Origin of the sequence: Catenulispora sp. EB89, from assembly GCF_041261445.1 — a bacterium.
In the GTDB taxonomy this organism is placed as follows: domain Bacteria; phylum Actinomycetota; class Actinomycetes; order Streptomycetales; family Catenulisporaceae; genus Catenulispora.
On the sequence record NZ_JBGCCU010000005.1, the window covers coordinates 42,635 to 66,272 of the forward strand.

Annotated in this window: 19 protein-coding genes; 12 read left to right on the plus strand and 7 right to left on the minus strand. The window is 70.9% G+C overall.

All coding sequences use genetic code 11. From position 1 onward, the window contains the following. Window positions 1-32 precede the first annotated feature (32 nt). Both ABH920_RS12485 and zwf read left to right on the plus strand, forming a co-directional pair. The gene (locus ABH920_RS12485) at window positions 33-944 is read left to right on the plus strand and encodes an aldose 1-epimerase family protein (protein ID WP_370349087.1); all 912 of its coding nucleotides are present in this window, start codon (window positions 33-35) and stop codon (window positions 942-944) included. Window positions 945-996: 52 nt separating this feature from the next. After that, on the plus strand, window positions 997-2,478 hold the full coding sequence (gene zwf / locus ABH920_RS12490; RefSeq protein WP_370349088.1) for a glucose-6-phosphate dehydrogenase: 1,482 nt from the start codon (window positions 997-999) through the stop codon (window positions 2,476-2,478). 73 nt (window positions 2,479-2,551) lie between these two features. Here the strand turns inward: zwf and ABH920_RS12495 are convergent, their stop codons facing one another. Both ABH920_RS12495 and ABH920_RS12500 read right to left on the minus strand, forming a co-directional pair. After that, the gene (locus ABH920_RS12495; protein ID WP_370349089.1) at window positions 2,552-4,072 is read right to left on the minus strand and encodes a sugar porter family MFS transporter; all 1,521 of its coding nucleotides are present in this window, start codon (window positions 4,070-4,072) and stop codon (window positions 2,552-2,554) included. A 130-nt stretch (window positions 4,073-4,202) separates the two neighbouring features. Continuing rightward, entirely contained in the window at window positions 4,203-5,069 is an 867-nt protein-coding gene (locus ABH920_RS12500; RefSeq protein WP_370349090.1) for a helix-turn-helix domain-containing protein, read from the minus strand. A 67-nt stretch (window positions 5,070-5,136) separates the two neighbouring features. Between ABH920_RS12500 and ABH920_RS12505 the strand changes: the two genes are divergently transcribed. Further along, window positions 5,137-6,153, plus strand: coding sequence for an NAD(P)-dependent alcohol dehydrogenase (locus tag ABH920_RS12505; RefSeq protein ID WP_370349091.1), 1,017 nt, complete (start codon window positions 5,137-5,139; stop codon window positions 6,151-6,153). Between the two features lie 81 nt (window positions 6,154-6,234). Then, window positions 6,235-7,155 carry an RNA polymerase sigma-70 factor gene (locus tag ABH920_RS12510; protein WP_370349092.1) on the plus strand — a complete coding sequence of 307 codons (921 nt, stop codon included), beginning with the start codon at window positions 6,235-6,237 and terminating at the stop codon, window positions 7,153-7,155. A gap of 37 nt (window positions 7,156-7,192) precedes the next feature. Here ABH920_RS12510 and ABH920_RS12515 read toward each other — a convergent pair whose 3' ends face one another. Then, on the minus strand, window positions 7,193-8,215 hold the full coding sequence (locus tag ABH920_RS12515; protein ID WP_370349093.1) for an RNA ligase family protein: 1,023 nt from the start codon (window positions 8,213-8,215) through the stop codon (window positions 7,193-7,195). Between the two features lie 392 nt (window positions 8,216-8,607). Here ABH920_RS12515 and ABH920_RS12520 point away from each other — a divergent pair, with 392 nt between their 5' ends. The 4 genes from ABH920_RS12520 (at window position 8,608) to ABH920_RS12535 (ending at window position 15,781) form a co-directional block, all read left to right on the plus strand. Next, the gene (locus ABH920_RS12520) at window positions 8,608-10,629 is read left to right on the plus strand and encodes a protease pro-enzyme activation domain-containing protein (RefSeq protein WP_370349094.1); all 2,022 of its coding nucleotides are present in this window, start codon (window positions 8,608-8,610) and stop codon (window positions 10,627-10,629) included. Between the two features lie 636 nt (window positions 10,630-11,265). Next, a complete protein-coding gene (locus tag ABH920_RS12525; RefSeq protein ID WP_370349095.1) occupies window positions 11,266-12,519 on the plus strand; it encodes a hypothetical protein in 1,254 nt (417 codons plus the stop codon). 446 nt (window positions 12,520-12,965) lie between these two features. Continuing rightward, entirely contained in the window at window positions 12,966-14,255 is a 1,290-nt protein-coding gene (locus ABH920_RS12530) for a sigma 54-interacting transcriptional regulator (protein ID WP_370349498.1), read from the plus strand. After that, the gene (locus ABH920_RS12535) at window positions 14,252-15,781 is read left to right on the plus strand and encodes a VWA-like domain-containing protein (RefSeq protein ID WP_370349096.1); all 1,530 of its coding nucleotides are present in this window, start codon (window positions 14,252-14,254) and stop codon (window positions 15,779-15,781) included. Before ABH920_RS12530 ends, ABH920_RS12535 begins: the two co-directional genes overlap by 4 nt. Window positions 15,782-15,817: 36 nt before the next feature. On the opposite strand, the gene ABH920_RS12540 is transcribed toward ABH920_RS12535, so the two are convergent. Together ABH920_RS12540 and ABH920_RS12545 are read right to left on the minus strand one after the other, a co-directional pair. Continuing rightward, window positions 15,818-17,032 carry an RNA polymerase sigma factor gene (locus tag ABH920_RS12540; protein WP_370349097.1) on the minus strand — a complete coding sequence of 405 codons (1,215 nt, stop codon included), beginning with the start codon at window positions 17,030-17,032 and terminating at the stop codon, window positions 15,818-15,820. Continuing rightward, window positions 17,029-17,400: a YciI family protein gene (locus ABH920_RS12545; protein WP_370349098.1), complete on the minus strand. Its 372-nt coding sequence runs from the start codon at window positions 17,398-17,400 to the stop codon at window positions 17,029-17,031. Before ABH920_RS12545 ends, ABH920_RS12540 begins: the two co-directional genes overlap by 4 nt. Before the next feature lie 164 nt (window positions 17,401-17,564). Between ABH920_RS12545 and ABH920_RS12550 the strand changes: the two genes are divergently transcribed. The 3 genes from ABH920_RS12550 to ABH920_RS12560 all read left to right on the plus strand — a co-directional run bounded on the left by ABH920_RS12550 (window position 17,565) and on the right by ABH920_RS12560 (window position 21,118). Then, complete coding sequence (locus tag ABH920_RS12550; RefSeq protein ID WP_370349099.1) at window positions 17,565-19,160, plus strand: MFS transporter; 1,596 nt, start codon at window positions 17,565-17,567, stop codon at window positions 19,158-19,160. A 187-nt stretch (window positions 19,161-19,347) separates the two neighbouring features. After that, on the plus strand, window positions 19,348-19,587 hold the full coding sequence (locus tag ABH920_RS12555) for a chaplin (RefSeq protein WP_370349100.1): 240 nt from the start codon (window positions 19,348-19,350) through the stop codon (window positions 19,585-19,587). A gap of 139 nt (window positions 19,588-19,726) precedes the next feature. Beyond that, complete coding sequence (locus ABH920_RS12560; protein WP_370349101.1) at window positions 19,727-21,118, plus strand: glutamate decarboxylase; 1,392 nt, start codon at window positions 19,727-19,729, stop codon at window positions 21,116-21,118. Between the two features lie 39 nt (window positions 21,119-21,157). Here ABH920_RS12560 and ABH920_RS12565 read toward each other — a convergent pair whose 3' ends face one another. Next, window positions 21,158-21,961: an alpha/beta fold hydrolase gene (locus ABH920_RS12565; protein ID WP_370349102.1), complete on the minus strand. Its 804-nt coding sequence runs from the start codon at window positions 21,959-21,961 to the stop codon at window positions 21,158-21,160. A 134-nt stretch (window positions 21,962-22,095) separates the two neighbouring features. On the opposite strand from ABH920_RS12565, the gene ABH920_RS12570 reads away from it, so the two are divergent. Continuing rightward, complete coding sequence (locus ABH920_RS12570; protein ID WP_370349103.1) at window positions 22,096-22,938, plus strand: aminoglycoside phosphotransferase family protein; 843 nt, start codon at window positions 22,096-22,098, stop codon at window positions 22,936-22,938. Between the two features lie 35 nt (window positions 22,939-22,973). Here ABH920_RS12570 and ABH920_RS12575 read toward each other — a convergent pair whose 3' ends face one another. After that, complete coding sequence (locus tag ABH920_RS12575; protein WP_370349104.1) at window positions 22,974-23,486, minus strand: hypothetical protein; 513 nt, start codon at window positions 23,484-23,486, stop codon at window positions 22,974-22,976. Window positions 23,487-23,638: the final 152 nt, after the last annotated feature.

Sequence of the window (23,638 nt, forward strand, 5' to 3'; positions counted from 1 at the left end):
CGCCGCCGCCGTGGCCCGGTTACCAAGGACCCATGCCCGACTTCGTGACCGGTGAGCAGTACGAGATCACCGCCGGCCCCTACCGCGCGGTGATCACGGGAGAGGGCGCGGGGCTCAGAGAACTGACCCACGACGGAGACCCCCTCGTCCTCACCTACGCCGCCGACGAACCCGCGCCGGCGGCGTTCGGGCAGCTCCTGATCCCCTGGCCGAACCGCGTGGACCGGGGCCGCTACACCTTCGACGGCCACGACCACCAGCTGGACCTGTCCGAGCCGGATCTGGGCAACGCCATCCACGGACTGACGCGCTGGGCCGCCTGGGCCCCGGTGGAGCAGCGTCCGGACGCCGTCCGCCTGGCCTGCGCGCTGCACGGCTCGACCGGCTACCCGTTCCGCCTCGACGTCGAGGCGGAGTACCGCCTGGACGCCGCCACCGGCCTCACGGTCACGCTCGTCGCGACCAACCCCGGCACCCGGGCGCTGCCCTACGCCCACGGCATGCACCCTTACCTCACCGTCGGCGAGCCGCTCGACACCTGCACCGTCCAGCTCCCGGGCGGCCTCTACCAGCCGGTGGACGACCGGATGATCCCGACCGGCGGCCCGAAGGACGTCGCGGGCAGCGAGTACGACCTGCGCGCCGGCCGGGTGCTCGGCGCGCAGAAGATCGACATCGCCTTCACCGGCCTGGAGCGCGACGCCGACGGCCTGGCCCGGGTCCGCCTCACGGGCAGCCGGCGCGGCGTCTCGTTCTGGCTGGACAAGGCGCAGCCGTGGCTGGAGATTTACACCGCGGACAACGTCCCCGCCGACAGCCGCCGCCGCGGCCTGGGCTGCGAGCCGATGACCGGCCCGCCGAACGCCTTCGCCAGCGGCGTGGACCTCATCCGCCTGGAACCGGGGGCCGAACACCGCGGCTCGTGGGGGATCGCGGCCGGCTGACCCGCCGTCCGCCTCCCGGTTCCGCCGACACCACCAGCAAGGGAGCCCGCTCATGCCGTTGTCCGCCAGCGTCACCTCGACCCACAACCACGATCTGGAGGGCGCCGACGTCCTGGTCCTCTACGGGATCACCGGCGACCTGGCCAAGAAGATGCTGCTGCCGGCGCTGTACCGGCTCACCGAGCGCGGCATGCTCAAGGTGCCGGTGGTCGGCGTGGCCTACTCGGACTTCGACGACGAGGCGCTGCGCGCGCACGCGCGCCAGTCGGTGATCGACGCCGGCTACACCATCGACGAGAAGGTGTTCAAGAAGTTCGCCGCCGGCCTGAGCATCGTCACCGGCGACTTCACCGACCCGGCGATCTACGCGAAGGTCGGCAAGGCGATCGCCGGGAAGGGGTTCGCCGCGCACTACCTGGCCATCCCGCCCTCGCTGTTCGACAAGGTCGCCGCCGGGCTGGCCGAGGCCGGGCTGAACAAGAACGCGCGGCTGATCGTGGAGAAGCCGTTCGGCCACGACCTCGCCTCGGCCCGGGAGCTGGAGGCGGTGCTGGAGCAGTACTTCGACCGCGACCACCTGCTGCGCGTCGACCACTTCCTGGGCGACGAGTCGGTCGAGGGCCTGGGCACCTTCCGCTTCGCCAACACCCTGCTGGCGCCGGTCTGGGACCGGTCCTACATCGACAACGTACAGATCACCCTCGCGGAGGACTTCGACGTCGCCGACCGCGGCTCGTTCTACGACGCCGTCGGCTGCCTGCGCGACGTCGTCCAGAACCACCTGTTCCAGGTCATGACGCTGCTGGCGATGGACGCGCCGACGGTCGGCGACGCGCAGGCGCAGTCCCTGGAGAAGTGGCGCCTGCTGCATTCGGTGCGCACCATCGACCCGGCGGACGTCGTGCGGGGGCAGTACGAGGGGTACCTCGACGTGAAGGGCGTGAAGAAGGGCTCGCACACCGAGACCTACATCGCGCTGCGGCTGTGGATCGACAACTGGCGCTGGGCCGGCGTGCCGTTCTACATCCGCAGCGGCAAGGCGCTGGCGGTGACCGCGACGGAGGTGTGCGTGCAGCTGCGGCGGCCGCCGTCCGAGCTGTTCCGGGGGCTGGCCGCCGACGTCCCGCCGAACCTGATCCGGATCCGCCTGGAGCCCGGCGCCGGGATCGCCTTCGAGCTGATGGCCCGCCGGGGCGAGCGCGGCCAGCTGCCGGTGGCGTTCCCGATGGGCATCGACTTCGAGAAGGTGCTGGGCGGTCAGGCCAAGCCCTACGAGAACATCCTCTTCGCGGCGATCGTCGGCGACTCCAGCGGCTTCGCGTTCTTCCCGGCCATCGAGGAGAGCTGGCGGATCGTCGGCGACATCTTGAAGGCGACGAAGCCGACCGTCTACAAGTCCGGCAGCTGGGGGCCGGAGGCGGCGGCGAAGCTGCCCGGGGCGGACGGCTGGCACGACCCGGCCGGGGAACTGCTCGAAGAGCCGCAGATCGAGGACGGGACGCCTGCGGCGAAGGGCGCGACCATGAAGAAGTAGCGGATCGGCCACTGGTCGGCGGTAGACCAACCACTCTGCCGCTGACTGTGCGGCCGGCGCAGGAGGCTGCGGTTCACCGCCGATCCTGACGGCGATCGGCGGGATCGACCGCCGAGCCGGCGTCGGTGCGCCCGGCGTCGTAGGACGCCGCGGACGTCCGCGCCTCCGGCACCGGCTGCATGCCGAACCGCCGGAACAGCGCGTTCTGGACCTCGTTCGTGTCGCGGTTCTTCGTCTCCGGCACGTAGCGGCCGACGAACAGCAGGCCGACGACGCACACCCCGGCGAAGATCAGGAACGTCTGGCCCTGGCCGATCCCGTTGGCCACGGTCAGGAACGACTGGCTGACGATGAAGTTCGACAGCCAGTTCACCGTGGTCGCCGCGCTGGAGCCGTCGGCCTTGGCCCGGGTCGGGAAGATCTCGCCGACCAGCACCCAGAACACCGGGCCCAGGCCGCCGGCGAAGGCCGCGATGTAGGCGACCATGAACAGCAGCGTCAGGTTGGAGTTCCAGCTCCAGATGAAGCTGAAGCCCAGCAGCGCCACGAAGCCGGCCATCCCGGCCAGCGAGAGCAGCAGCAGCTGGCGCCGGCCCAGGCGGTCGATGGTGTTGATGGCGACGATCGTCATCACGAAGTTGATGATGCCGATGTAGACCGAGTAGATGATCGAGTTGCTGGCGCTGCGGCCGGTCTGCTCGATGATCGTCGGGGCGTAGTAGATGATCGTGTTGATGCCGCCGAACTGCTGCAGCGCGGCCATCGTCAGCCCGACGATCATCGCCGGCCGTACCGCCGGGGTGAGCAGGATCCGCCAGCCCTTCTCGTGCGCGCCGCGCGCCGCCTCCTGCCGCGCGGCCTGCTCGGTGCGCTGCCGGTAGACCTCGATGATCTCGTCGGCCTGCTCGCCCACGGTCACCTTCAGCAGCCCCTGCCGCAGCTGCTCGATCCGGCCCTGGCCGAACAGCCAGGTCGGCGACTCCGGCACCACGAACCACACCCCCAGGCTCAGGACCAGCGCCGGGATCGCGCCGAAGGCGAACATCGCGCGCCAGTTCCCGCTGCCGGAGAACGCCAGGTCGATCAGGTACGAGCAGAGGATGCCGACGGTGATCAGCAGCTGGTTCAGCGACAGGATGCGGCCGCGGATGTTCGCCGGGGAGATCTCGCCGAGGTAGACCGGGACCTGCGCCGAGGCGCCGCCGACGGCCAGGCCGAGGATGAACCGCGCGGCCAGCAGCGTCCCGTAGTTCTGGGACACGACCGCGACCAGCGTGCCCAGGGCGAACACCAGACCGAAGATGGTCACCGCCTTCTTGCGGCCCAGCGAGTCCGAGATCCGGCCGGCCACCAGCGCGCCGATCATCGCGCCGATCAGCAGGACGCTGACCACGCTGCTCTTCTCGGAGTTCGACAGGTGGAAGTCCTTGGCGATGTACAGCAGCGCGCCGGACACCACGCCGGTGTCGAAGCCGAACAGGAAGCCGCCGACCGCGATGATGATGGCCCAGCCCCAGACCCGCCGCTCACCGGCCTTGGGCAGGGTGATGGTGATCGGCCCGGTGGTGCCGGGTTCCCGGGAGAAGCCTTGCATCGGTCGCTCGCATTCTCACGTGCCAGGGCGGGGCGGCGGTCGCCTCTGCCATCGTGGTCGCGCCCGGCGCCGACGGCACGCGTGGTGACCCGAACGGTGAGCGGCCGTACTGGTGTGCGCTTCCGCTTGCTCAGAGGCCTGCGAGCAACCGCGGCTCGCCCCGCTCGGCGGCCTGCCGGTCCCGCTCCGCCAGGATCTCGGCGGTCTCGGCGTCCGCGGGCAGGAACGATTCGAGCACCGACTCCGCGACCGTGACGTCCACGGCCGTGGCGAACGCGGTCAGCGCGGTCATCAGCCGCAGCTCGCCCTCGCGCACGCTCAGGCGCATCGGCACCGCGAAACCGAGATACGCCTGGTCCACCGGGGCGTCCGGCACGTAGCCCGCCAGTTCGTCCACCAGCGCGTTCAGGTTCCGGTCAGGACTCTGCATCGCGAGCAGCCGCAGGTTGTCGATCACGTGACGCCCCCACTGCGCGAGGTTCGCGACGCGGGGCGCGACGCCGTCGGGGTGCAGCATGATGCGCAGGAGGTTGATCGGCGGCGCGAGCAGTTCCGGAGAGCACCCGTCCAGGAAGACCGAGAACGCCCGGTTGGCCGCGATCACGCGCCCCGGCCGCCGCAGCACCAGCGCCGGATACGGCAGGTGTCCTTCGATGACCCGCTCCAGCGCCTCGCGCACGGGAGCCATCGCCGGGGCGTCGTAGCTGGTCTCCTCGTACGCCGGGGCGTAACCGGCGGAGAACAGCAGGGCGTTGCGCTCCCGCAGTGTGAGCCGTAGCGACTCGGCCAGCCGCAGCACTATCGGACGCCCCGGATGGGAACGGCCCTGCTCCATGAAGCTCAGGTGGCGCTGCGTCGTGCCGGCGCGGTTGGCCAGCTCCAGCTGGCTCACGCGGCGCAGCGTCCGCCAGCGCCGCAGCTCGGTGCCGAACGCCGGGGAGGGCAGCGTCGATGAGATCTGGGAGATCGCGGTGCTCACACCGGAAGTCTTCGGCATCGCGGCGCCACTGGTCCATTCCCTTCAGGGAATTGGATCACCGCGCGCGTCGCCGCACGCTGAAGCCATGCGTACTTATCGTTTGCCCGGACTGGGATCTCTGGACGACCTCACCCTTCACACCGAAGACGTGCCGACCCCCGGACCCACGCAGCTGCTGGTCAAAACCGGTGCCGCGTCGATCAACCGGCGCGACCTGCTCATCACGACCGGCCGGTATCCGCTGCCGGCACGCGCTGATGTGATCCCGCTCAGCGATGGTGCCGGTGAGGTCGTCGGCGTTGGCGACGCGGTGCGTCGCTTCTCCGTCGGGGACCGCGTCACCGCGTCGTACTGGCCGCGCTGGATCAGCGGTCCGCTGCGTGCGGAAGTCATCGACCAGCTCGGCTGTACTTCTGACGGCTGGCTGGCCGAGTACGTCCTGCTCGACGAGGCCGCAGCGGTTCGCATCCCCGACCACCTGAGCTACGCCGAAGCCGCTGCCCTGCCGTGTGCCGGCGTGACGGCCTGGAATGCACTGACCCGGCCCGGCACGCTGACCGCCGGACAGACGGTGCTGGTTCTCGGAACCGGCGACGTCTCGGTGCTCACCGCACAACTCGCCAAGGTGATGGGCTGCCGCGTCATCGCCACCACATCGAGCGCGGCGAAGGCCGAGCGGCTGCGCGAGATCGGCGTGGACGAGGTGGTCGACTACGCCGCGACGCCGGAGTGGTCCAAGGAGGTGCGTGCGCTGACCGGAGGTGCGGGCGTCGATCTGGTCGTGGAGACGCAGGGCCCGGCCACCTTCGGGCAGTCGCTTCGCGCCGCTTCCGCCTACGCGAAGATCTGCCTGCTCTGGGTGGTGTCGGAGAATCCGGAGGCGATCACCATCACCGAGGACGACATCAGCGGTTCGCTGGCCACCATCTGGCGGGAGTTCGTCGGGAACCGCTCGGATCTCGAAGCGTTGTGCCGGGCCGTCGGGGCGCACCGGATTCGGCCGATCGTGGACCGGACGTTCGGCTTCGACGAGGCGATTGCCGCGTACCGGTCGTACCGGGACGAGGACAGCTTCGGGAAGGTCGTCATCGAGATCGGCTGATGTCACAGGCGGCTGGGCTGTCTCGTCTTGATCGATGACAGGCTGGCACGATGATCTCGGGAACCGAGGAAGGGGCGGGCCATGACACGCGACGAGGAGTTCGAGGACCTGCGCCCGCTGCTGTTCTCGATCGCGTACCGGATCCTGGGGAGCGTGGCCGAGGCCGAGGACGCCGTGCAGGACACGTGGCTGCGGTGGCAGGGGACCACGACGGTGCCGGTGTCCGTGAAGGCGTTCCTGTCGGCGGTGGTCACCCGGATCTCGATCGACGTCCTGCGCTCGGCGCGGGTGCGGCGCGAGGAGTACGTCGGGCCGTGGATGCCCGAGCCGCTGCTGTCGGATCCGTATGAGGACCCTGAGCGTGCGGCGGAGTTGGCGGACTCGTTGTCGACGGCCGCACTGCTTCTGCTGGAACGCCTCTCTCCTTTGGAACGCGCGGTTTTCGTGCTCCGCGAGGTGTTCGGCTTCGGCTTCCCCGACGTGGCCTCGGCGGTCGGGCGCTCGGAGACCGCGTGCCGACAGCTCGCGGTCCGCGCGCGGCGGCACATGAACGACGGCCGGCCCCGGTTCGAGGCGGATCGCCGCGAGCGCGAGGAACTGGCCGAGCGGTTCTTCGACGCCTTCCGCGTGGGTGACGTCGCCGGGCTGCGCGAACTGCTGGCGGCCGACGTGTCGATGGTCGGCGACAGCGGCGGCAAGGCCCCGCTGGTCGCGCAGGAGGCGTACGGCGTCGAGGCGGTGGCGGCGCTGATGGTGCTGGTGGCGGAGCGCTTCGAGCGGATCGGGGTGCGGCTGGAGCCGCACGCGCTGAACGGTCAGCCCGGCGCCATCTTCCACGCGCCGGACGGGAAGGTGCTCAGCGTGATGACGCTCGATGTGCTCGATGGACGGATCCAGGCCATCCACGCGGTGGTGAATCCTGACAAACTCGGCCACGTCGGTCCGGTTGCGGATATCTGGGCACTGAGTCGCGCGGCTGCGGAGGCAGAGGCGGGGAAGTAGGCCGAACCGGGCCGCCCTGACATCTCAGGGCGGCCCGTCAGTGCTTTGCGGCACGCTTCCGATCCGCCGCGTCGAAGGCCGCCAACGTCCGCGCACCTGCCGTCAACGCGTCGGCAAGCCCTTCCATCTGCGTCGGATCAAGCCCGCCGAGCTCTTCCGAGATCTCCTCCGCAGCGTCCTTCGCGATCTCCGCCGCCACGATCTCCGGCGCGCTGCCGGGCCCCAGCTTGCTCACCGCGGCGGCGGCGCGCGTCGGGGTCAGCAATGCGGAAGCCTGTACCACCAGCCAAGCCGGAACCCCTGCCGCGCCTTCCGGCGGCGCGATATATGGCCGTGCGCCGGCGAAGCGCTCGTCTTCTGCGAAAGCCTTCTGCTTCACCTTCAGCATCGGGCGCTCGGGGCCTTCCTCCCATTCGACAGCCGGCTTCAGGACATAGCCTTCCGCCAGGTTGCCCTCGACCTCCGGCAAGCCGAACAACGCCGGTACCCGGCTCGGAAAGGCTGCCGGCAAGTCCTGCAACTGTTTCAAGGCACCACGGGCCAACACCGGGACGCTCAGCAGCCCCGCTTCCGAGGCGGCGGCGCGGATTTCTCGCTCCGCGATCCACCAGCGGCGCTCGCCGGGTTCGCCAAGCTCGCCGGGTTCGCCAAGCTCAACGGATTCGCCGACCGTCACCTGCGCGTCGAACAGCAGCCAGAACAGGCCCGGCGCGTACCAGACCCCGGTCTGCACCGGCTGCGCGCCGTCGACCTCGGCGACATCAGGATGCGGATAGCGGCCGCCGGCCAACTCCCCGTACAACGTCACGACCGCGTCCTCGGCCAACCCGGCACCGCCGCGCAGCAACGCCGCGCATCGCGCGGCCGCTACCGCCACCGTCGGCCAGATCCGGCTCACGCCGAAGAACTCGTCGAGCTCGTCCTCGCCGAGCAGTTCCCGCCGTTTCGCGGGCCGCACTCCGGCGGCGTCGCAGACGAGCGCGAAGTGCGCGCCGTGCACCTTCTCGGTCGCGACCCACTCGCGCGCGGCGGGGGTGTCGCCTTTGCCCTTCGACGCCATCTTCGGATACGGCCGCAGCGCCCGAGGCCGCGGAACACTTCCAGACATTGGCGGATCCTCGCTCATCCGGCCCCGGCGGACAACCGAGAAAACACCGCCGCGTCGTCGGCGGCCGTCCGGGTGCGTCGACTTCGTGCCCTTGTTAAGGATTTCATCGTTTCGCGACCTTTTGGCCGGGTTCCCGGGCTAGGCGCCCGACGAAGCGTGGTGACGAATTCGTAAAACTGTGATCAACTCGCCGCCTGCCGATCAAACTCATGTGCTTCTTACCCTTGTGTTTTCCTATCGGCCGTCTATAGAAATGACCGACGCGGGCTCGTATCCCACTGCCGCGATGCGCTTTTCGGGCATTGGGAACATACATCCCTCTTTTCGGGAAGGGAACACGCACTATGACCAATGCCGTACCACGGCACCGCCGACGAATAGCCACGGCCACGACCATGACGGCCGTCGCGGCGTTCGTGACCGCCGGCGTGGCGCTGGCCGCGCCGTCGAACGCCGACTCCGGCTCGTCGACGCTCGCAGGCAGCACCCCGGCCTACGCGACCGCCTCGGCCGACCTCGGCCAGACCGGTACCGCCGCGACGCTGAGCGTGCGGGTGTACCTCTCGGGTCAGGACGCGGCAGGGCTGGAGGCCTATGCCCGCGCCGTCAGCGACCCGTCCAGCTCCACCTACAAGCACTACCTGAGCGCCGCTCAGGTGCAGAGCCGTTTCGGCGCCTCGCAGAAGCAGATCGACGCGGTCACCGCGTGGCTGAAGAAGTCGGGCCTGAACGTCGCCGGGACGAACACCCACTGGATCGACGTCACCGGCACCGTCGCCGCCGCGCAGAAGGCGTTCGGCACGCAGCTGCACAACTTCGCCACCTCGCAGGGCACGCTGCGCGCGCCGCAGAGCGACGTGAAGGTCCCCTCGGACCTGGCCGGCGTGATCCTGGGCGTGGCCGGTCTGTCGCAGACCACCACGCACGCGGTCACCAACAGCACGAAGGACCCGGCGACCACCACCAAGAAGGGCGGGATCTCCAACAACGACCCGTCCTGCTCGGACTACTACGGCCAGAAGCCGGCGCCGTCCTCGGCCCCGGCCGTCCCGTCCGGCTACACCACGCCGGCCACGCTGGCGCAGTGCTCGGTGGTCCCCTCCGAGCTCCGTAAGGCCTACGGCGTCTCCAGCACCGGCCTGACCGGCAAGGGCGCCACGATCGCGATCGTCAACTGGTACGGCTCGCCGACGATGGAGGCCGACGCCAACCAGTACTCGGTCAACCACGGCGACAAGCCGTTCGCGCCCGGGCAGTACTCCGAGGTGAACGACCCGTCGCAGTACACGAACCAGGCCCTGTGCGGCTTCGGCGACTACGGAGAGGAGTCGCTGGACGTCGACATGGCCCACGGCCTCGCGCCGGACGCCAAGGTCATCACGGTCGCCGCGAACTCCTGCTTCGACAGCGACCTGATCGCGGCCGAGGCGAAGATCGTCGACAACCACCTGGCCGACATCGTGTCGAACAGCTGGGGCGAGCTGCAGTACACCACCGGCGGCGACATCGACCCGGCGGTGACCAAGGCGTTCGACCAGATCTTCATGGAGGGCGCGGCCGAGGGCATCGCCTTCGACTTCTCCTCCGGCGACTGCATGAACAACGACGCCTACTCCATCTCCAAGGGCCTGAACTGCGACCCGACCTCGTCGCGCGCGCAGATCGAGTGGCCGACCGGCTCCTCGTGGGTCACCTCGGTCGGCGGCACCGCCCTGGCGCTGAACAAGCAGGGCGGCTACGGCTTCGAGGCCCCGATGGGCGACACCCGCAGCGGGCGCACCGCTCCGGGCTCGGCCTCGTGGACCCCGGCGGGCGACACCTTCGGCGGTGGCGGCGGCGTCAGCGAGAACGAGACGCAGCCCTGGTACCAGAGCTGGACGGTCCCGAACAAGCTGTCCACCACGCTGATGAGCGGCGCCAAGGCCACCCAGCCGATGCGCACCATCCCGGACATCTCGCTGAACGGCGACCTGTACTTCAGCAGCACCCTGGTCGGCCAGACCACCAACGGCGTCTACGGTGAGGCCGGCTACGGCGGCACCTCGGTCTCCGCGCCCTCCTGGGCGGGCTTCCTGGCCGACGCGCAGCAGGCGCAGTGGGGCGTGCCGGTCGGCTTCGCCAACCCGGCGATCTACGCCCGCTCGTGGCTGGCCACCGATGTGGTCCAGACCCCGAAGCAGATCGCGACCTCGCCGACGCACTCGGTGGTGTTCCAGTACCCGGCCAGCAGCCCGGCCGCCGGCCAGTACCGGCTGATCCAGTACGGCCTGGACGAGGGCCTGCCGGCCGCGCGCGGCTACGACGAGGCGACCGGTGTCGGCTCGCCGAACGCCTGGTTCCTGCGCTCGTTCGGCTTCGGCTTCTGAGCACCTGAATCGGTGACGGAGTCCGCGCTGTCATGAGCGGACCGGCCGCCTCGCCCTTCGGGGCGGGGCGGCCGGTTTGTTTCGGGGTTCGGACCCGGTACGTGGTCGGTGCGGTACGTGGTCGGTGCGGTGCGGTGCGATCGCGGTTGCGCAGTCGCGGCGGGCGGGTGCATCATTCCGGGTGTCCGTCGTCCCCGATGACCACCTGCGAAGAATGCTGATGCACAGATTGGAGGCCGCCGACCCCTTCGTTGCCCGATGACGGGAACGGAGCCGGTGCGGACGGCTGATCGTGTTGATCGTGTGGGCTCGCGCTCCGGTGGAGCGTTCGACGGCCCTTTTGGTTCCGGTGCCCATGGTGCGCCGGATGTGGTTTCTTCTCCTGGCTCGGCTGCTGCTTTCGGTGGTGCCGTTTCGCCTGCCTCGTCGGCGACGCTCTCCGAGACGCGTGCGCGTGCGGCCGTTGCGGCGCGTCGGTACGGCGTTCCGCCGACGATGATCGCGGCGGTCGCGGCGCGGCGTGCGGTCGGCGATTGGCGGGGCGCTTGTGCTGCGGCCGATGTCGACGTGTGTCTGAGGCTTGATTCGGTCCGTCGGCACTACGGTTCTGAGATCGCCGACCAGTTGCTGAGCGTCTTGACGGCCCTGGCGCCGGACCTGTTGCGCTGGCATTTGCCGAGGCGTGGGCACGGTCCGGGCGATCTGCTGGCCGGGCTGCTCGTGCCGTTGGCGGAGGTCACGGACGGGCGCCGGCAGCTGACGTTGGCGGCCGCGACGCCTCAGTTCGCGCTCGATGCCGGTCAGCGGATCGTGCTGGTGCTGCTCGGCGGTCGCGAGGACGAGGCGACGCGTGCGGTGCTGGAGGCCGTGCGGCTGAAGCATCCGGCGCGGCTGAGCCTGGTGCGGCATCGCATGTTCTGGAGCGCGGACGCTGCGCCGGATATCGCAGACCTTTGTGACGCCACGGCCGACGAGCACGAGCTCACTCGGCTGCAGGACGCGGGCCGATGCGCGGAGGCGTGGCACGCCGCCGGCTTCTCACTCTGCCTCCCGGCCACGGCCAGCCGCACGCGCTGGCTCGCCGCGCTCCCGATCCGGATCCCCGGACTGGCCGACCGCGTGCGCGGGGCGCTGCCCGGCGTGGACGCGGCGGTCGTGCGGTCGGGCGTCGGCGCGCTGGTGCTCTCCGGCCTGGACTCGGGCGACGCGGTGACGGTGCGCGTGGCGGGGGACCGCTCGGAGCTGGCGCTCGGCGTGCCGGTCGTCCCGAACGCGGTGTGGTCGCGGCTCCTGGACGCCGATCTCCTCCGGCTCGGCCACCTCGCCGACCACGAGCTGCACCCGCTGATCGCCGAAGCGCTCCTCGCCGACCCGCAGCAACCGATCCCCGCCGAAGAATGGCTCTACCGCGAAGTCCCCTTCATCGCAGGCCCCTGCCAAACCCCCGACGCGAGCCCGGCCCTGTGGATCACCTGCGGCCCGCACCACCACCGCATCGCCTACGCCCACGGCGCCTGGCACATCCTCGACCACTCAGCGAACCCCGCCCGCGAAGCCCTCCTGGCCCGCCTCGGCGGCCCCACGAACCCATGCCAGCAGGCCCTGAACTACCTGATCTCGGGCCGGCACATCGTCGACCTCACCGAATCCCTCCTGGCCCACGGCCGCGCCACCGACGCCCGCACCCTCATCCACACCCACACCGGCGCCCGCACAGACCCAAGCCGCATCACCCTCCGCACCGGCGAAACAGCCGCCGCCGCCCTCGCGACCCTCGCCGAGAACACCACGCGCCACCGCATGATCCTGGCCGCGGCAACCCGCCGCCCCGAAGCCCCCGACCAGCGCCGGCGTGCCCGAAAGGGGGTTCCGGCCCGAGCTCACAGGTGACCATGACACTGACGACTGAGATACAGACTTCTGAGATAGACCTCGCCGATGCCGCTGGTGATCCGGCAAGCGACGCCACCGCACCCGCCGCGCCGAAGCCTCGCACTACCGCCGATCCTTCCGCCGACGCGCCCGAGATGCCCGCCGCCGATGCCGCGCAGGCTGCCGAGCTGCTGACCGCACAGTTGCCTTCTACCGCCGCGCATTCTGCCCACCCACGCGCTGCCGAGCCGCCGCTCACTGCGACTCCGCACGTGCCCGCGCCCGAGATGCCCGCCGCCGATGCCGCGCAGGCTGCCCGGATGCGGCCTGCACAGTTGCCCCGCGCCACCGACTCGGTGCCGCCCGCCGGAACTGCCCGTGCGCCTGAGCGAGTTGCCGCGCAGGCTGCCGAGCTGCTGCCGGCACCGTTGCCCCGCGCCACCGACTCGGTGCCGCCTGCCGGAATTGCCCGCTCGCCTGAGCAAGTTGCCGCGCAGGCCGCCGAACGACCTACCGTTCCTGCCGTGCCGCAGCCCGCCACCGCCGCGTCCCAACTCCAGGCTGCGGACCGCCTCATCGCCCTTACCCGCGCGGCGGGCAGCGAGTCGCGTGCCGATCCGGCTGTGCAGGCGCTCGCGCTGGCCGTCGCCGCCAACCTGCCTGTCCTGCTCTGGGGGCAGCCGGGTATCGGCAAGTCGTCCACGCTCGTGCAGCTCGCGCGGGGGCTCGCGTTGCCGCTGGAGACCGTCATCGCCAGTGTTCATGACCCCTCCGACTTCGCGGGGTTGCCCATCATCGGCGCTGATCCGGCTTCGCAGGGGGTGGCGATGGCGCCGCCGGACTGGGCCGTGCGGTTGCATCGGGCCGGCAGCGGGTTGCTCTTTCTCGACGAGATCTCGTCCGCTCCGCCGGCGGTGCAGGCCGCGTTGTTGCGCGTCGTGTTGGAGCGGCAGGTTGGGAGTCTCCGGCTGCCCGCCTCGGTGCGCATCGTCGCCGCTGCGAATCCCGCGGGGAGTGCTGCCGACGGGTGGCAGTTGGCGCCGCCGTTGGCCAACCGCTTCGTGCACCTGGCGTGGGTTCACGATCCCGACGTCGTCGTCCGCGGCCTCGGCGGGGTCTGGCCGCACGTCCCCCTCCCGCAGCTCGACCCGGCCAAGCTGGAACGCTCCGTTGCCAGAGCGCGCGCCGCCATCTGTGCCTTCCTCACCGTGCGCCCCGACTACACCCACCGCATGCCCGCCACCGCTGCGGCACGTGCCGGGGCCTGGCCGTCGCCGCGTACCTGGGAGATGGCTATGCGCCTGCTTGCCTTTGGCTACGCGGCCGGTGCCGGAACCGGAGCGGGCGCAAACACAGAAGCAGCAGACCACACCACCACCGAAGCCGTGGCCCTCGCCGTCCGCGGAGCCGTAGGCGACGGCGCAGGCCTCGAATTCCTCGCCTTCCTCGAACGCCAAGACCTCCCCGACCCCGAAACCGTCCTCGCCGATCCCGACCACGCCGACCTCCCCGAACGCGGCGACCTGGTCCACGCGACCCTCGCCGCCGTCGTCGACGCCGTCGCCCGCACCACCACGCGCGAACGCTGGGAATCCGCCTGGACCCTCATCGCCCGTCTCGCCGCGACCGTCCCCGTCGACCTCCTCGCCGCACCGGCCATGCAGCTCGCGACTCTGCGTGAACCGGCCTGGGACCTCCCGGCACAGCTGGACGGCCTCACCGCCCTCGAAGCCCTCCTGGCGTGGAGCGAATGAGCGCGACAACCACAGTGAGCACCCTGAAGATCCCGACGCCGGCGGTGATGGCTGGCCCCAGCCGACTCACCGCCCGCCCGGCGGGCCTGCCCGCGCCGTGGGAGGGGCAGCCGGCGAAGGCTGCCGCATCACAAGCAGCGCATCATGAAGCTGACAGAGCCGAAAGGCGAGACCGAGCCCAAGCCGCCGCCGACCTCGACACCCCCAAACTCCTGGCCGCCCGCCACCTGGCCGTCACCACCTGCCCCTACCTGGCCGTGGCCCTCCACGCCATAGCCGTCGTCCCCACCTACGCCGTCCCCACGATGGGCGTCGACCGCCACTGGCGCTGCTACGTCAACCCCGCCTTCGTCCGCGCCCACCCCGTCCGCGAACTCGCCGGCGTCTGGCTCCACGAGGTCTCCCACCTCGTCCGCGACCACCACACCCGCGCCCGCCGCCTCACCGAGGCCAGCGCCCGCCACGAGGCCGCCGGCCGTCCCGGTTCGGCTCCGCTCGACCCTGACAACCCCCGCCGCGAGCAGGTCCGCCTCAACATCGCCATGGATCTGGAGATCAACGACGACCTTTTCGAGAGCCTGCGGGGTCCCGACAAGCCCCGCACACTCCACAGACGCAGCAAGACCGACGACGCCGACGACGCCAACGACACCACCCCACGCCTCCCCGAAGGCGCCCTGACCCCGTCCCGACTCCGCATCGCCAACTGCGACCTCTTCGAGCAGTACCTCCACCACGTCACCCCCACCATGGTCGCCGACCACTGGACCGACTGCGGCTCGGGCGCCCACGACGGCCCGGTCCCCTGGGAGGACGACGCCGCCGGCGCCCACCCCCTCGGCCCGCACGAAGCCGCCGCCATCCGCATCAGCGTCCGCGACGCCATCGCCGCCGGCCGCGGCACCGCCCCGAGCGGCTGGCAGCGCTGGGCCGAGCACTACGGCAAGGCCCCGCAGGACTGGCGCACCCTCCTGGGCGCCGCCTTCCGCACCTCGCTCGGTGCGGCGGGCGGCGCCGGCGACTACACCTACCGCCGTCCCAACCGCCGCACCGCGAGCCTCGGCGGCCGCCTGGTCCTGCCCGGCCTGCACCGTCCGCTGCCGCAGGTGGCCGTGGTCATCGACACCTCCGGCTCGGTCTCCGACATGGACCTCGGCAGTGCCCTGACCGAGGTCGCCGCCATCACCCGCGCGCTCGGCGTCACCGGCCGCAACGTCGCCGTCTATACCTGCGACGCGGCCGTCCAGACCGCCCAGAACGTCTGCCGGGCCGAGGAACTCACCCTGGTCGGCGGAGGCGGCACCGATCTGCGCGAGGGCATCCGGGCCGCGATGACCCGCCAGCCCCGTCCCGACGTGACCGTCGTCCTCACCGACGGCGGCACCCCCTGGCCGGAGGAGCAATCGGGCTGTCGCGTCGTCGCCGGCATCTTCGCCTCCCACCGCTCCCTCACCCGCTTCGGGAGCGACGGCACCTTCATCGACTGCCGCCCGCCGGAATGGATCGAAACGGTCTATCTGGAGTGAGAGCCGCCAATGGGAACCCAGACCCAGACCCAGAACCTACCCCCGCAGCTTCCGAGCCCGCGCCCCCAAATACCGCTGCTCAGCGATACTCGCCGTCGCCTTCGCCGCGCTCCGGAAGTTCTCATACGCGCCGTCCGTGTCCCCGGCCATCTCCAACAGATGCGCCCGCACCGACAGCAACCGGTGGTGCCTGGCCATCCGCTCGTCGGCGTCCAGCGTCGCCAGCACCGCGAGCCCGGCCTCCGGCCCCTCGATCTCGGCGAGCGCGACCGCGCGGTTCAACGTCACCATCGGGTTCGGCGCGATCCGTTCCAGAACCAGGTACAGCGCGTGGATCTGCCGCCAGTCGGTGTCCGCGGGGTCGGTCGCGACAGCGTGCGTGGCGGCTATCGCCGCCTGCAACTGGTACGTCCCCAACTCCGTGCCGCCCAGCGAGCTCTTCGCCAACTCCAGCCCCTCGGCGATCAGCTCGGCGTCCCACCTGGTCCGGTCCTGCTCGGCCAGCGGCACCAGGTCGCCGCCCGCCGTCGTGCGCGCCTCGCGCCGGGAGTGCGTCAGCAGCATCAGCGCCAGCAGCCCGGTCACCTCGCCGTCGTCGGGCAGCTGCGCGTGCACCATCCGGGTCAGCCGGATCGCTTCGGTCGCCAGGTCGACACGGTCCAGGTCGGTGCCGGACGACGCGGTGTAGCCCTCGTTGAAGATCAGGTAGAGCACGTGGAGCACGACCTGCAGCCGCTCCTCGCGCTCCGGCCCCGCCGGGAGCTCGAACCGGCTCCCGGCCGCCCTGACGCGCTGCTTGGCCCGGCTGATCCGGGCCGCCAGCGTGGCCTCCGGGACGAGGAACGCGCGGGCGATCTCGGCCGTCGTCAGGCCGCCGACGGCGCGCAGCGTCAGCGCGGTCTGCGAGGCCGCGGTCAGCGTCGGGTGGCAGCACAGGAAGAGCAGGACCAGGGTGTCGTCGGTGTCCGGGACCTCGTCCGGGACCACCTCGGAAGCCCAGACCTGCTCTTCCCGTTCGCGCCGTGCCGAGTCGCTGCGCACCTGGTCGATGAGCCGGCGGGAGGCGACCGTGGTCAGCCAGCCGCGCGGGTTGTCCGGCAGGCCCTGGGCCGGCCACTGGACCGCGGCGGCCAGGACGGCCTCCTGCACCGCGTCCTCGCAGCCCTCGAACCGGCCGTACCGGCGGACCAGGGCGCCGAGGACCTGCGGGGTCAGCTCGCGGAGCAAGTCCTCGATCGCCGGTGCTGTCATGCCTCCAATTGTCCATCGGAGAACATGACCTGGCGCACCTCCACCCCGAGCCCGTCGATCGAGGCGTCCGGGATCTGCGAGGCCAGCTCGACGGCCCGCGCCTTGTCCTCGACGTCGACCAGGTAGAAGCCGCCCAGGTACTCCTTGGCCTCCAGGAACGGGCCGTCGGTGACCACCGGCTGACTGTTGCGGACCCGCACCACGGCCGCCTGCGACGGGTCGACCAGCGCCTGGGTCAGGATCAGCTCCCCGGAGTCCTTCAGGGACTGGATGAACCGGCCGTGGCCCTCGCCGAGCCCGGCCTTCTCCTCGTCGGTCAGCGCGTCCAGCACGGCGGGGTTGATGTGCAGACTGATCAGGAACTTCATCTCATCACTCCTTGTGTCACGGTCGCCCGGTGGCGCCCTTCCACCCGGTTGTCGGAGCCGCCGCCGCGTCCTTGACATCCTCCTCCGAACCGACGTCAAGAACCGGCGGGCCGCTCCGACAGCCCGGTGAAGACATCGGGAAGTCGAGAAGAGGAGACACGGAGATGCGTACGAACCGGGCCTGGCTGGGACTGACACTCCTCATGCTGCCGACACTGCTCGTCGCGATGGACATGACCGCGCTGATCCTCGCGCTGCCGCACCTGAGCGCCGACCTCGGCGCCAGTGCGGTGCAGCAGCTGTGGATCAGCGACAGCTACGGCCTGATGGTCGCCGGCATGGTCATCACGATGGGCACGCTCGGCGACCGCATCGGACGCCGCCGGCTGCTGCTGACCGGCGCCTCGGCCTTCGCGGTGCTCTCGGTGGTGGCGGCGTTCTCGGTGAACCCGCTGATGCTGATCGTCGTGCGGGCGCTGCTCGGGATCGCCGGGGCCACCCTGGCGCCGTCCACACTGGCGCTGATCACGAACATGTTCCACGACGACCGCTCCCGCGGCCGCGCCATCGCGATCTGGGCCACCTGCCAGTTCACCGGCGGCGCGGTCGGCCCGGTGCTGGCCGGGTTCCTGCTCCAGCACTTCTGGTGGGGTTCGGTGTTCCTGGCGGCGGTGCCCGCGATGGTGCTGCTGGCGGTGGCCGGCCGGTTCGTGCTGCCGGAGTTCCGCGGCTCGCGGGCCGGCCGGCTGGACCCGGCGAGTGTCGGGCTGTCGCTGGCCGCGGTGCTGCTGATGGTCTACGGGATCAAGCAGCTGACCGTGGCGCACGCCGTGGCCGTCCCGGTGGCGACGCTGGCGATCGGGGCGGGCCTGGGCGTGGTCTTCGTCCGCCGGCAACTCCGCCTGCCCGCGCCGCTGCTGGACCTGCGGCTGTTCCGCAGCCGTCCGTTCACTGCGGTCCTGATCGCGCTGGTCTTCGCGGGTCTGGCGATGGCCGGGGTCGGGCTGCTGGTCACGCAGTACCTGCAGGGCGTGCTCGGGCACGGGCCGATGGCCGCGGCGATCCTGTTCGCCCCGATGGGCCTGGGCGTCGCGGTCGGCACCATGACCGCGCCGACTCTGACCCGCCGGATGAAGCAGCCGACCGCGATCGCCGGCGGCCTGGCGCTGTCGGCCGTCGGCGGGCTGCTGCTGACCGTGGTCCACGGGGCGGGCACCCTGCCGATCCTGATGATCGCCATCGCGGTGCTGGCCTTCGGCGCCGGTCCGTTGTTCGCGCTCGGCACCGGACTGGTCATCGGCAGCGTCTCGCCGGAGCGCGCCGGCAGCGCGGCCTCCATGTCCGAGACCGGCAACTACTTCGGCGGCTCCCTCGGGCTCGGGCTGCTCGGCGCGGCCGCGGCCGTCGTCTACCGGGCCCACGCCCACGGGACCTCCGACTCTCTGGCCGCCGCGCTCGCCGCGAGCAGCCGTCAGGGCGCGACGCAGGCGTCTGCGACGCTCGACACGGCCCGCGCGGCGTTCACCGCCAGCCTGCACGTGACCGGACTCGTCGCAGCCGTGATCTTCGCGGCCCTGTCGGTAGTGGTGTTCGTGATGCGGCCGGCCGAGTCGCGGTCGCAGTCTCAGCCCGAGTCGCAGTCGCAGTCGCAGTCGCAGTCGCAGTCGCAGCCGGAGTCGCAGCCGGAGCCGCAGCCGGAGGAACCGGCCCGCACCAGCACCGAAACGGCCGTCCCGGAGCCGGTGGCGGCCTCCCATTGAGATCCGTCCGTATGGGTGACTTTTCGAGGTTCCTTTCACAAAGCTCTGACCTGCGGAGACAGTGAGTCAGGGCACGGTCTTCCAGGCGGGGGAGGCTTTCGCCCGGAAGATGTAGTCCGGTTTACGACCGATGGCTGGAAAGTGTAGAGCTTGCGGTGGTTCGCACCTCCAACGTCAGGGAGCTTCAATGAGCATCCGCAAAACCCTCGTGGCCGTGGCCTGCGCCGCGTTCGCGGTCCTGGGCACTGCCGGCACCGCCTCCGCCTCCGGCGCGGGCGCGATCGGCAGCGCGTTCGGCTCGCCCGGTCTGCTGTCCGGCAACGTGATCCAGATCCCGGTCAACATCCCGATCAACGTGTGCGGCGACAGCGTCGGCATCCTGGCGGCGCTGGTCGGCAGCGCCGGCAACGTCTGCGTCAACCGCTGACGTTCTCCACGCTCCCAAGGACCCCGGGCCACCTGTGGCCCGGGGTCCTGCCGTGCCCGCCGCCGGGGCCTCATGGTTTGCCATATCCGGCAGCGCGGGAGAGCGTTGTTCGGGAGTCTGTTCTCAAGGAGGCGCACGGATGTCGCACAGCCACAGCGAACGCGATCTGAGCGGGGACGTGGACGTCAACCCGCTGTTCGCCCGGCCGGGGGAGTTGCGCAGCCGGCCCCGGACCCGGCTGGCCGACCTGCCGATGCTGCCCGAGACCGCCTACCAGGTGGTGCACGACGAGGCCATGCTCGACGGCAACGCCCGGCTGAACCTGGCGACGTTCGTCGGCACCTGGATGGACGACCAGGCACGCCGGCTGTACCTCGAAGCCTTCGACAAGAACATGATCGACAAGGACGAGTACCCGAGCACCGCCGCGATCGAGGAGCGGTGCTGGCGGATCCTGGCCGACCTGTGGCACGCCCCGGACCCGGCGCGCGCCATCGGCACCTCGACCATCGGCTCCTCCGAGGCCTGCATGCTCGGCGGCCTGGCGTTCAAGCGGCGCTGGCAGGAGGCGCGGCGCGCGGCCGGCAAGCCCGCCGACCGGCCGAACCTGGTGATGAGCTCGGCGGTGCAGGTGGTGTGGGAGAAGTTCTGCAACTACTGGGACGTCGAGGCGCGCTACGTCCCGATCACCGAGGAGCACAAGACGCTCGACGGCACGGACCTGAAGTCCTATGTCGACGAGAACACCATCGGCGTGGTCAGCATCCTCGGCGTCACCTACACGGGCATGTACGAACCCGTGCTGAAGGTCAGCCACGCCCTGGACGAGATCCAGCGCGAGACCGGCCTGGACATCCCGATCCACGTCGACGGCGCCTCCGGGGCCATGGTCGCCCCGTTCCTGCAGCCGCACCTGGAGTGGGACTTCCGGGTCCCGCGCGTGGCCTCGATCAACACCTCGGGCCACAAGTACGGGCTCGTCAACCCGGGCCTGGGCTGGGTCCTGTGGCGGGACCGGGACCTGCTGCCGGAGAGCCTGGTGTTCAAGGTGAGCTACCTGGGCGGCGAGATGCCGACGTTCGGCCTGAACTTCTCGCGCCCGGCCGCGCAGGTGCTGGTGCAGTACTTCCAGTTCCTGCGGCTGGGCCGGCTCGGGTACCACGAGGTGCAGAAGGCCTCCCAGGACGTCGCGAAGTACCTCGCCGACCGGATCGGCGCGATGGACGCCTTCGAGCTCTGGAACGACGCCTCCGACATCCCCGTGTTCGCCTGGCGCCAGAAGCCCGGCCACGGGCCCAACTGGACGCTGTACGACGTCTCTGACCGGCTGCGGATGAAGGGGTGGCTGGTGCCGGCGTACCCGATGCCGGACAACCTGGCCGACACGGTGGTGCAGCGCGTGGTGATCCGGAACGGGATGAGCATGGATCTGGCCACGAACCTGCTCGCCGACATCGAGGAGGCGGTCGCCTACCTCGACAAGCTGACCCAGCCGCTGCCGGATGTCGAACGCTCGGTGTTCCACCACTGAGCCGCGAGTACTGACAGGCAGAGCATCCCGGGGCCCTTCTCAGGCCGCGTGCTCGGCGAGGAGCCCGGTCATCAGCGCCAGCCACTCCGCCGGCCGCTCGGCGAACGGCAGGTGCCCGGTGGCGATCCGGGCCAGGCGCGCGCCGGGGATCTTCCTCGCCAGCTCCTCGTGCAGGTGCGGGGAGACCAGCGGGTCCGCGGTGGTGGAGATGACGAGCGTCGGCGCGGTGATCGAGGCCAGGTCGCCGCGCACGTCGACGCTTCGCACCAGGTCCACGTGCTCCGGCGTGCCGGCCGGGATGAGCTCGGCCAGGCCGTCGATCGCCAGCCGCAGGTGGCTTTCGGGGGTGGCCTCCAGCGTCTCGGCGCCGAACGCGACGAGCGTCAGGAACTCCGAGAGCCGGACGGCGTCGCCGGCCTGGTAGAGGTCGTTCCACAGCTTCGCCGCGAGGTCCAGCCGCGCGTCCCGGTAGGCGAAGGTCGCGGTCAGGATCAGGGCGCTGACGCGCTCGGGGTGCCGGGCCGCGGCCCGGATCGCCACCGGCCCGCCGAGCGAGAACCCGGCCAGCGCGAAGCGCTCCAGCCCTTCGGCGTCGGCGGCGGCGACCAGCTGGTCGGCCAGGAAGTCCACGCTCAGCGGTCCGGCGGCGCGCGGCGTGCGGCCGGTCCCCGGATAGTCGATCCCGACCACGGTGTGCCCGGCGCCCAGGCCGTCCAGGACCGGGCCGTAGTTCAGGGCGACGCTCCCGCCTGCGCCGTGTGCCAGCAGCAGGCCGGGGCCGGTGCCCCCGACGGTGCGGGCCAGGACCGGCTCGACGGCGAAGGGCGTGCTGACGACAGGCATGGAAGCCCCCTCACAAGTATTTGTAGCGGTCGCTACAGAAGAACCGTACCACGTTCTGTATCGATCGCTACGGAAAACGCGGGAGGCGCGCCGCCGGGTCCGGCGGCGCCCGGACGGTTTGGCAGGATGGCGGAGTGGATCAATCAGTCCCCGCCGACCTGCTGGAGATCGCCGAGGCGCTCGTTCCCGGCGCTCCCCTCGGCTCCGCACGCCTTGCCGAGCACGGGAATCTGCACCACGTCGTGCTGTTCCCCGGCGTCGCGGCGGTGCGCGTCAGCAAGCGCCCCGACACCGCCGCCGAGATGCCCCGCCGGGTCGGGATCCTTCGGGCGGTCGCGGCGGCCGGCCTGCCTTTCGCCGTACCGGAGCCGCTGAGCTCGGTGACCATGTTCGGGGAGCATGCGGCGGTCGCGATCTCTTGGATCGATGGTGAACCCTTGCCGGAGGGCGTCGGGGATCCGGCAGCGTTCGGGATGCTGTTGGAAGCACTGCGCGATGTCGAGCTCTCGCCAGACCTCGCGGCCGTTCTCCGCACGCCGCGCCGGTACGCCGACGGTCTGGGGTGGGCCGACATTCTCAGCGCCGAGATCATTCCGCTTCTGCCCGCGAGGTGGCGCGACGGAGTCCGGCACAGCCTGGACACGCTGCTGGCGCTCGACGAGGTTCCGGCCGGGCTCGTCCACGGCGATCTCGGCGGCGGAAACGTCCACTTCGGCGCGGACGGCAGCCTGACCGGGGTCCTCGACTGGGACCTGGCGATCCGGTCCGACCCGGCGATCGACGCGGCGCTGGTCGGGTCCTGGCACGGCTGGGACGTGCTCCGCGCGGCCGCCGACGAGCAGACCTACCGACGCGCCCGGGCCTGGAACGACGTCGTCGGCGTCGAACATCTCCACGCGGTGTTCAGCAACGAGCCGTTGGCGAGCGTCGACGGCTTCGTCAGCTCGGTCGTCGCCTGGTTGGAGGCGCGGGAGTAGGGCAGTGCTCTGGTCGAGTTCAGTCGGCTGTCGCCTCAGATGATCGTCCGCGAGAACACACTGTGCCCGTGTGCCTCAGCCCGCCGAGCCAGCGCCCGGAACTGCTCGACGGAACTCCGTGCCTCGACGAAGTCGTCGAACGTGACCTCGGTGATCTCCATCCACTGCGCGGCGAGCATCGGCACATGGTCGTCGGTCACCGCGGCCAGCGTCGTGACCCAGACCTCCGGCATCACCTGTAACAGCAATCCGGATTCCCACGGCGACACCTCGCCGGCCCGTTCCTCCCCGTAGGGCCACGCCTCCTGGTCCGGCCACACCAGCCGCGGCACCGCGCCGCTCCGGATCTTGAACGGCACCCCCTCGGCGAACGCGACCAGCTGCCCGACCACCACGTTCACGTCGAGCCCCTTGGCCTCGAACCAGTCGGCCCCGTGGTCGTCGAGCCCCACCTCGGCGGGCTCCCGCCAATCCCCGCCCGGCCCCACCGCCCACGCGATCGCCGTGGCCGGGTCCGGCGCGCGGAAGTAGTCATGAAACACGCCCATGGCGAGAGCGTAGCCGCCGGTCAGGACAGTTTCCGGGCGACGGCCCAACCGCTGAGCCCAACGCTGAGCCGATTACTGAACCGGTTGCCGGGCCGATTCCTGAACCCCCGCACCAGAATCTCGATATGCCAAGGCATCCCTATGCTTGCCCG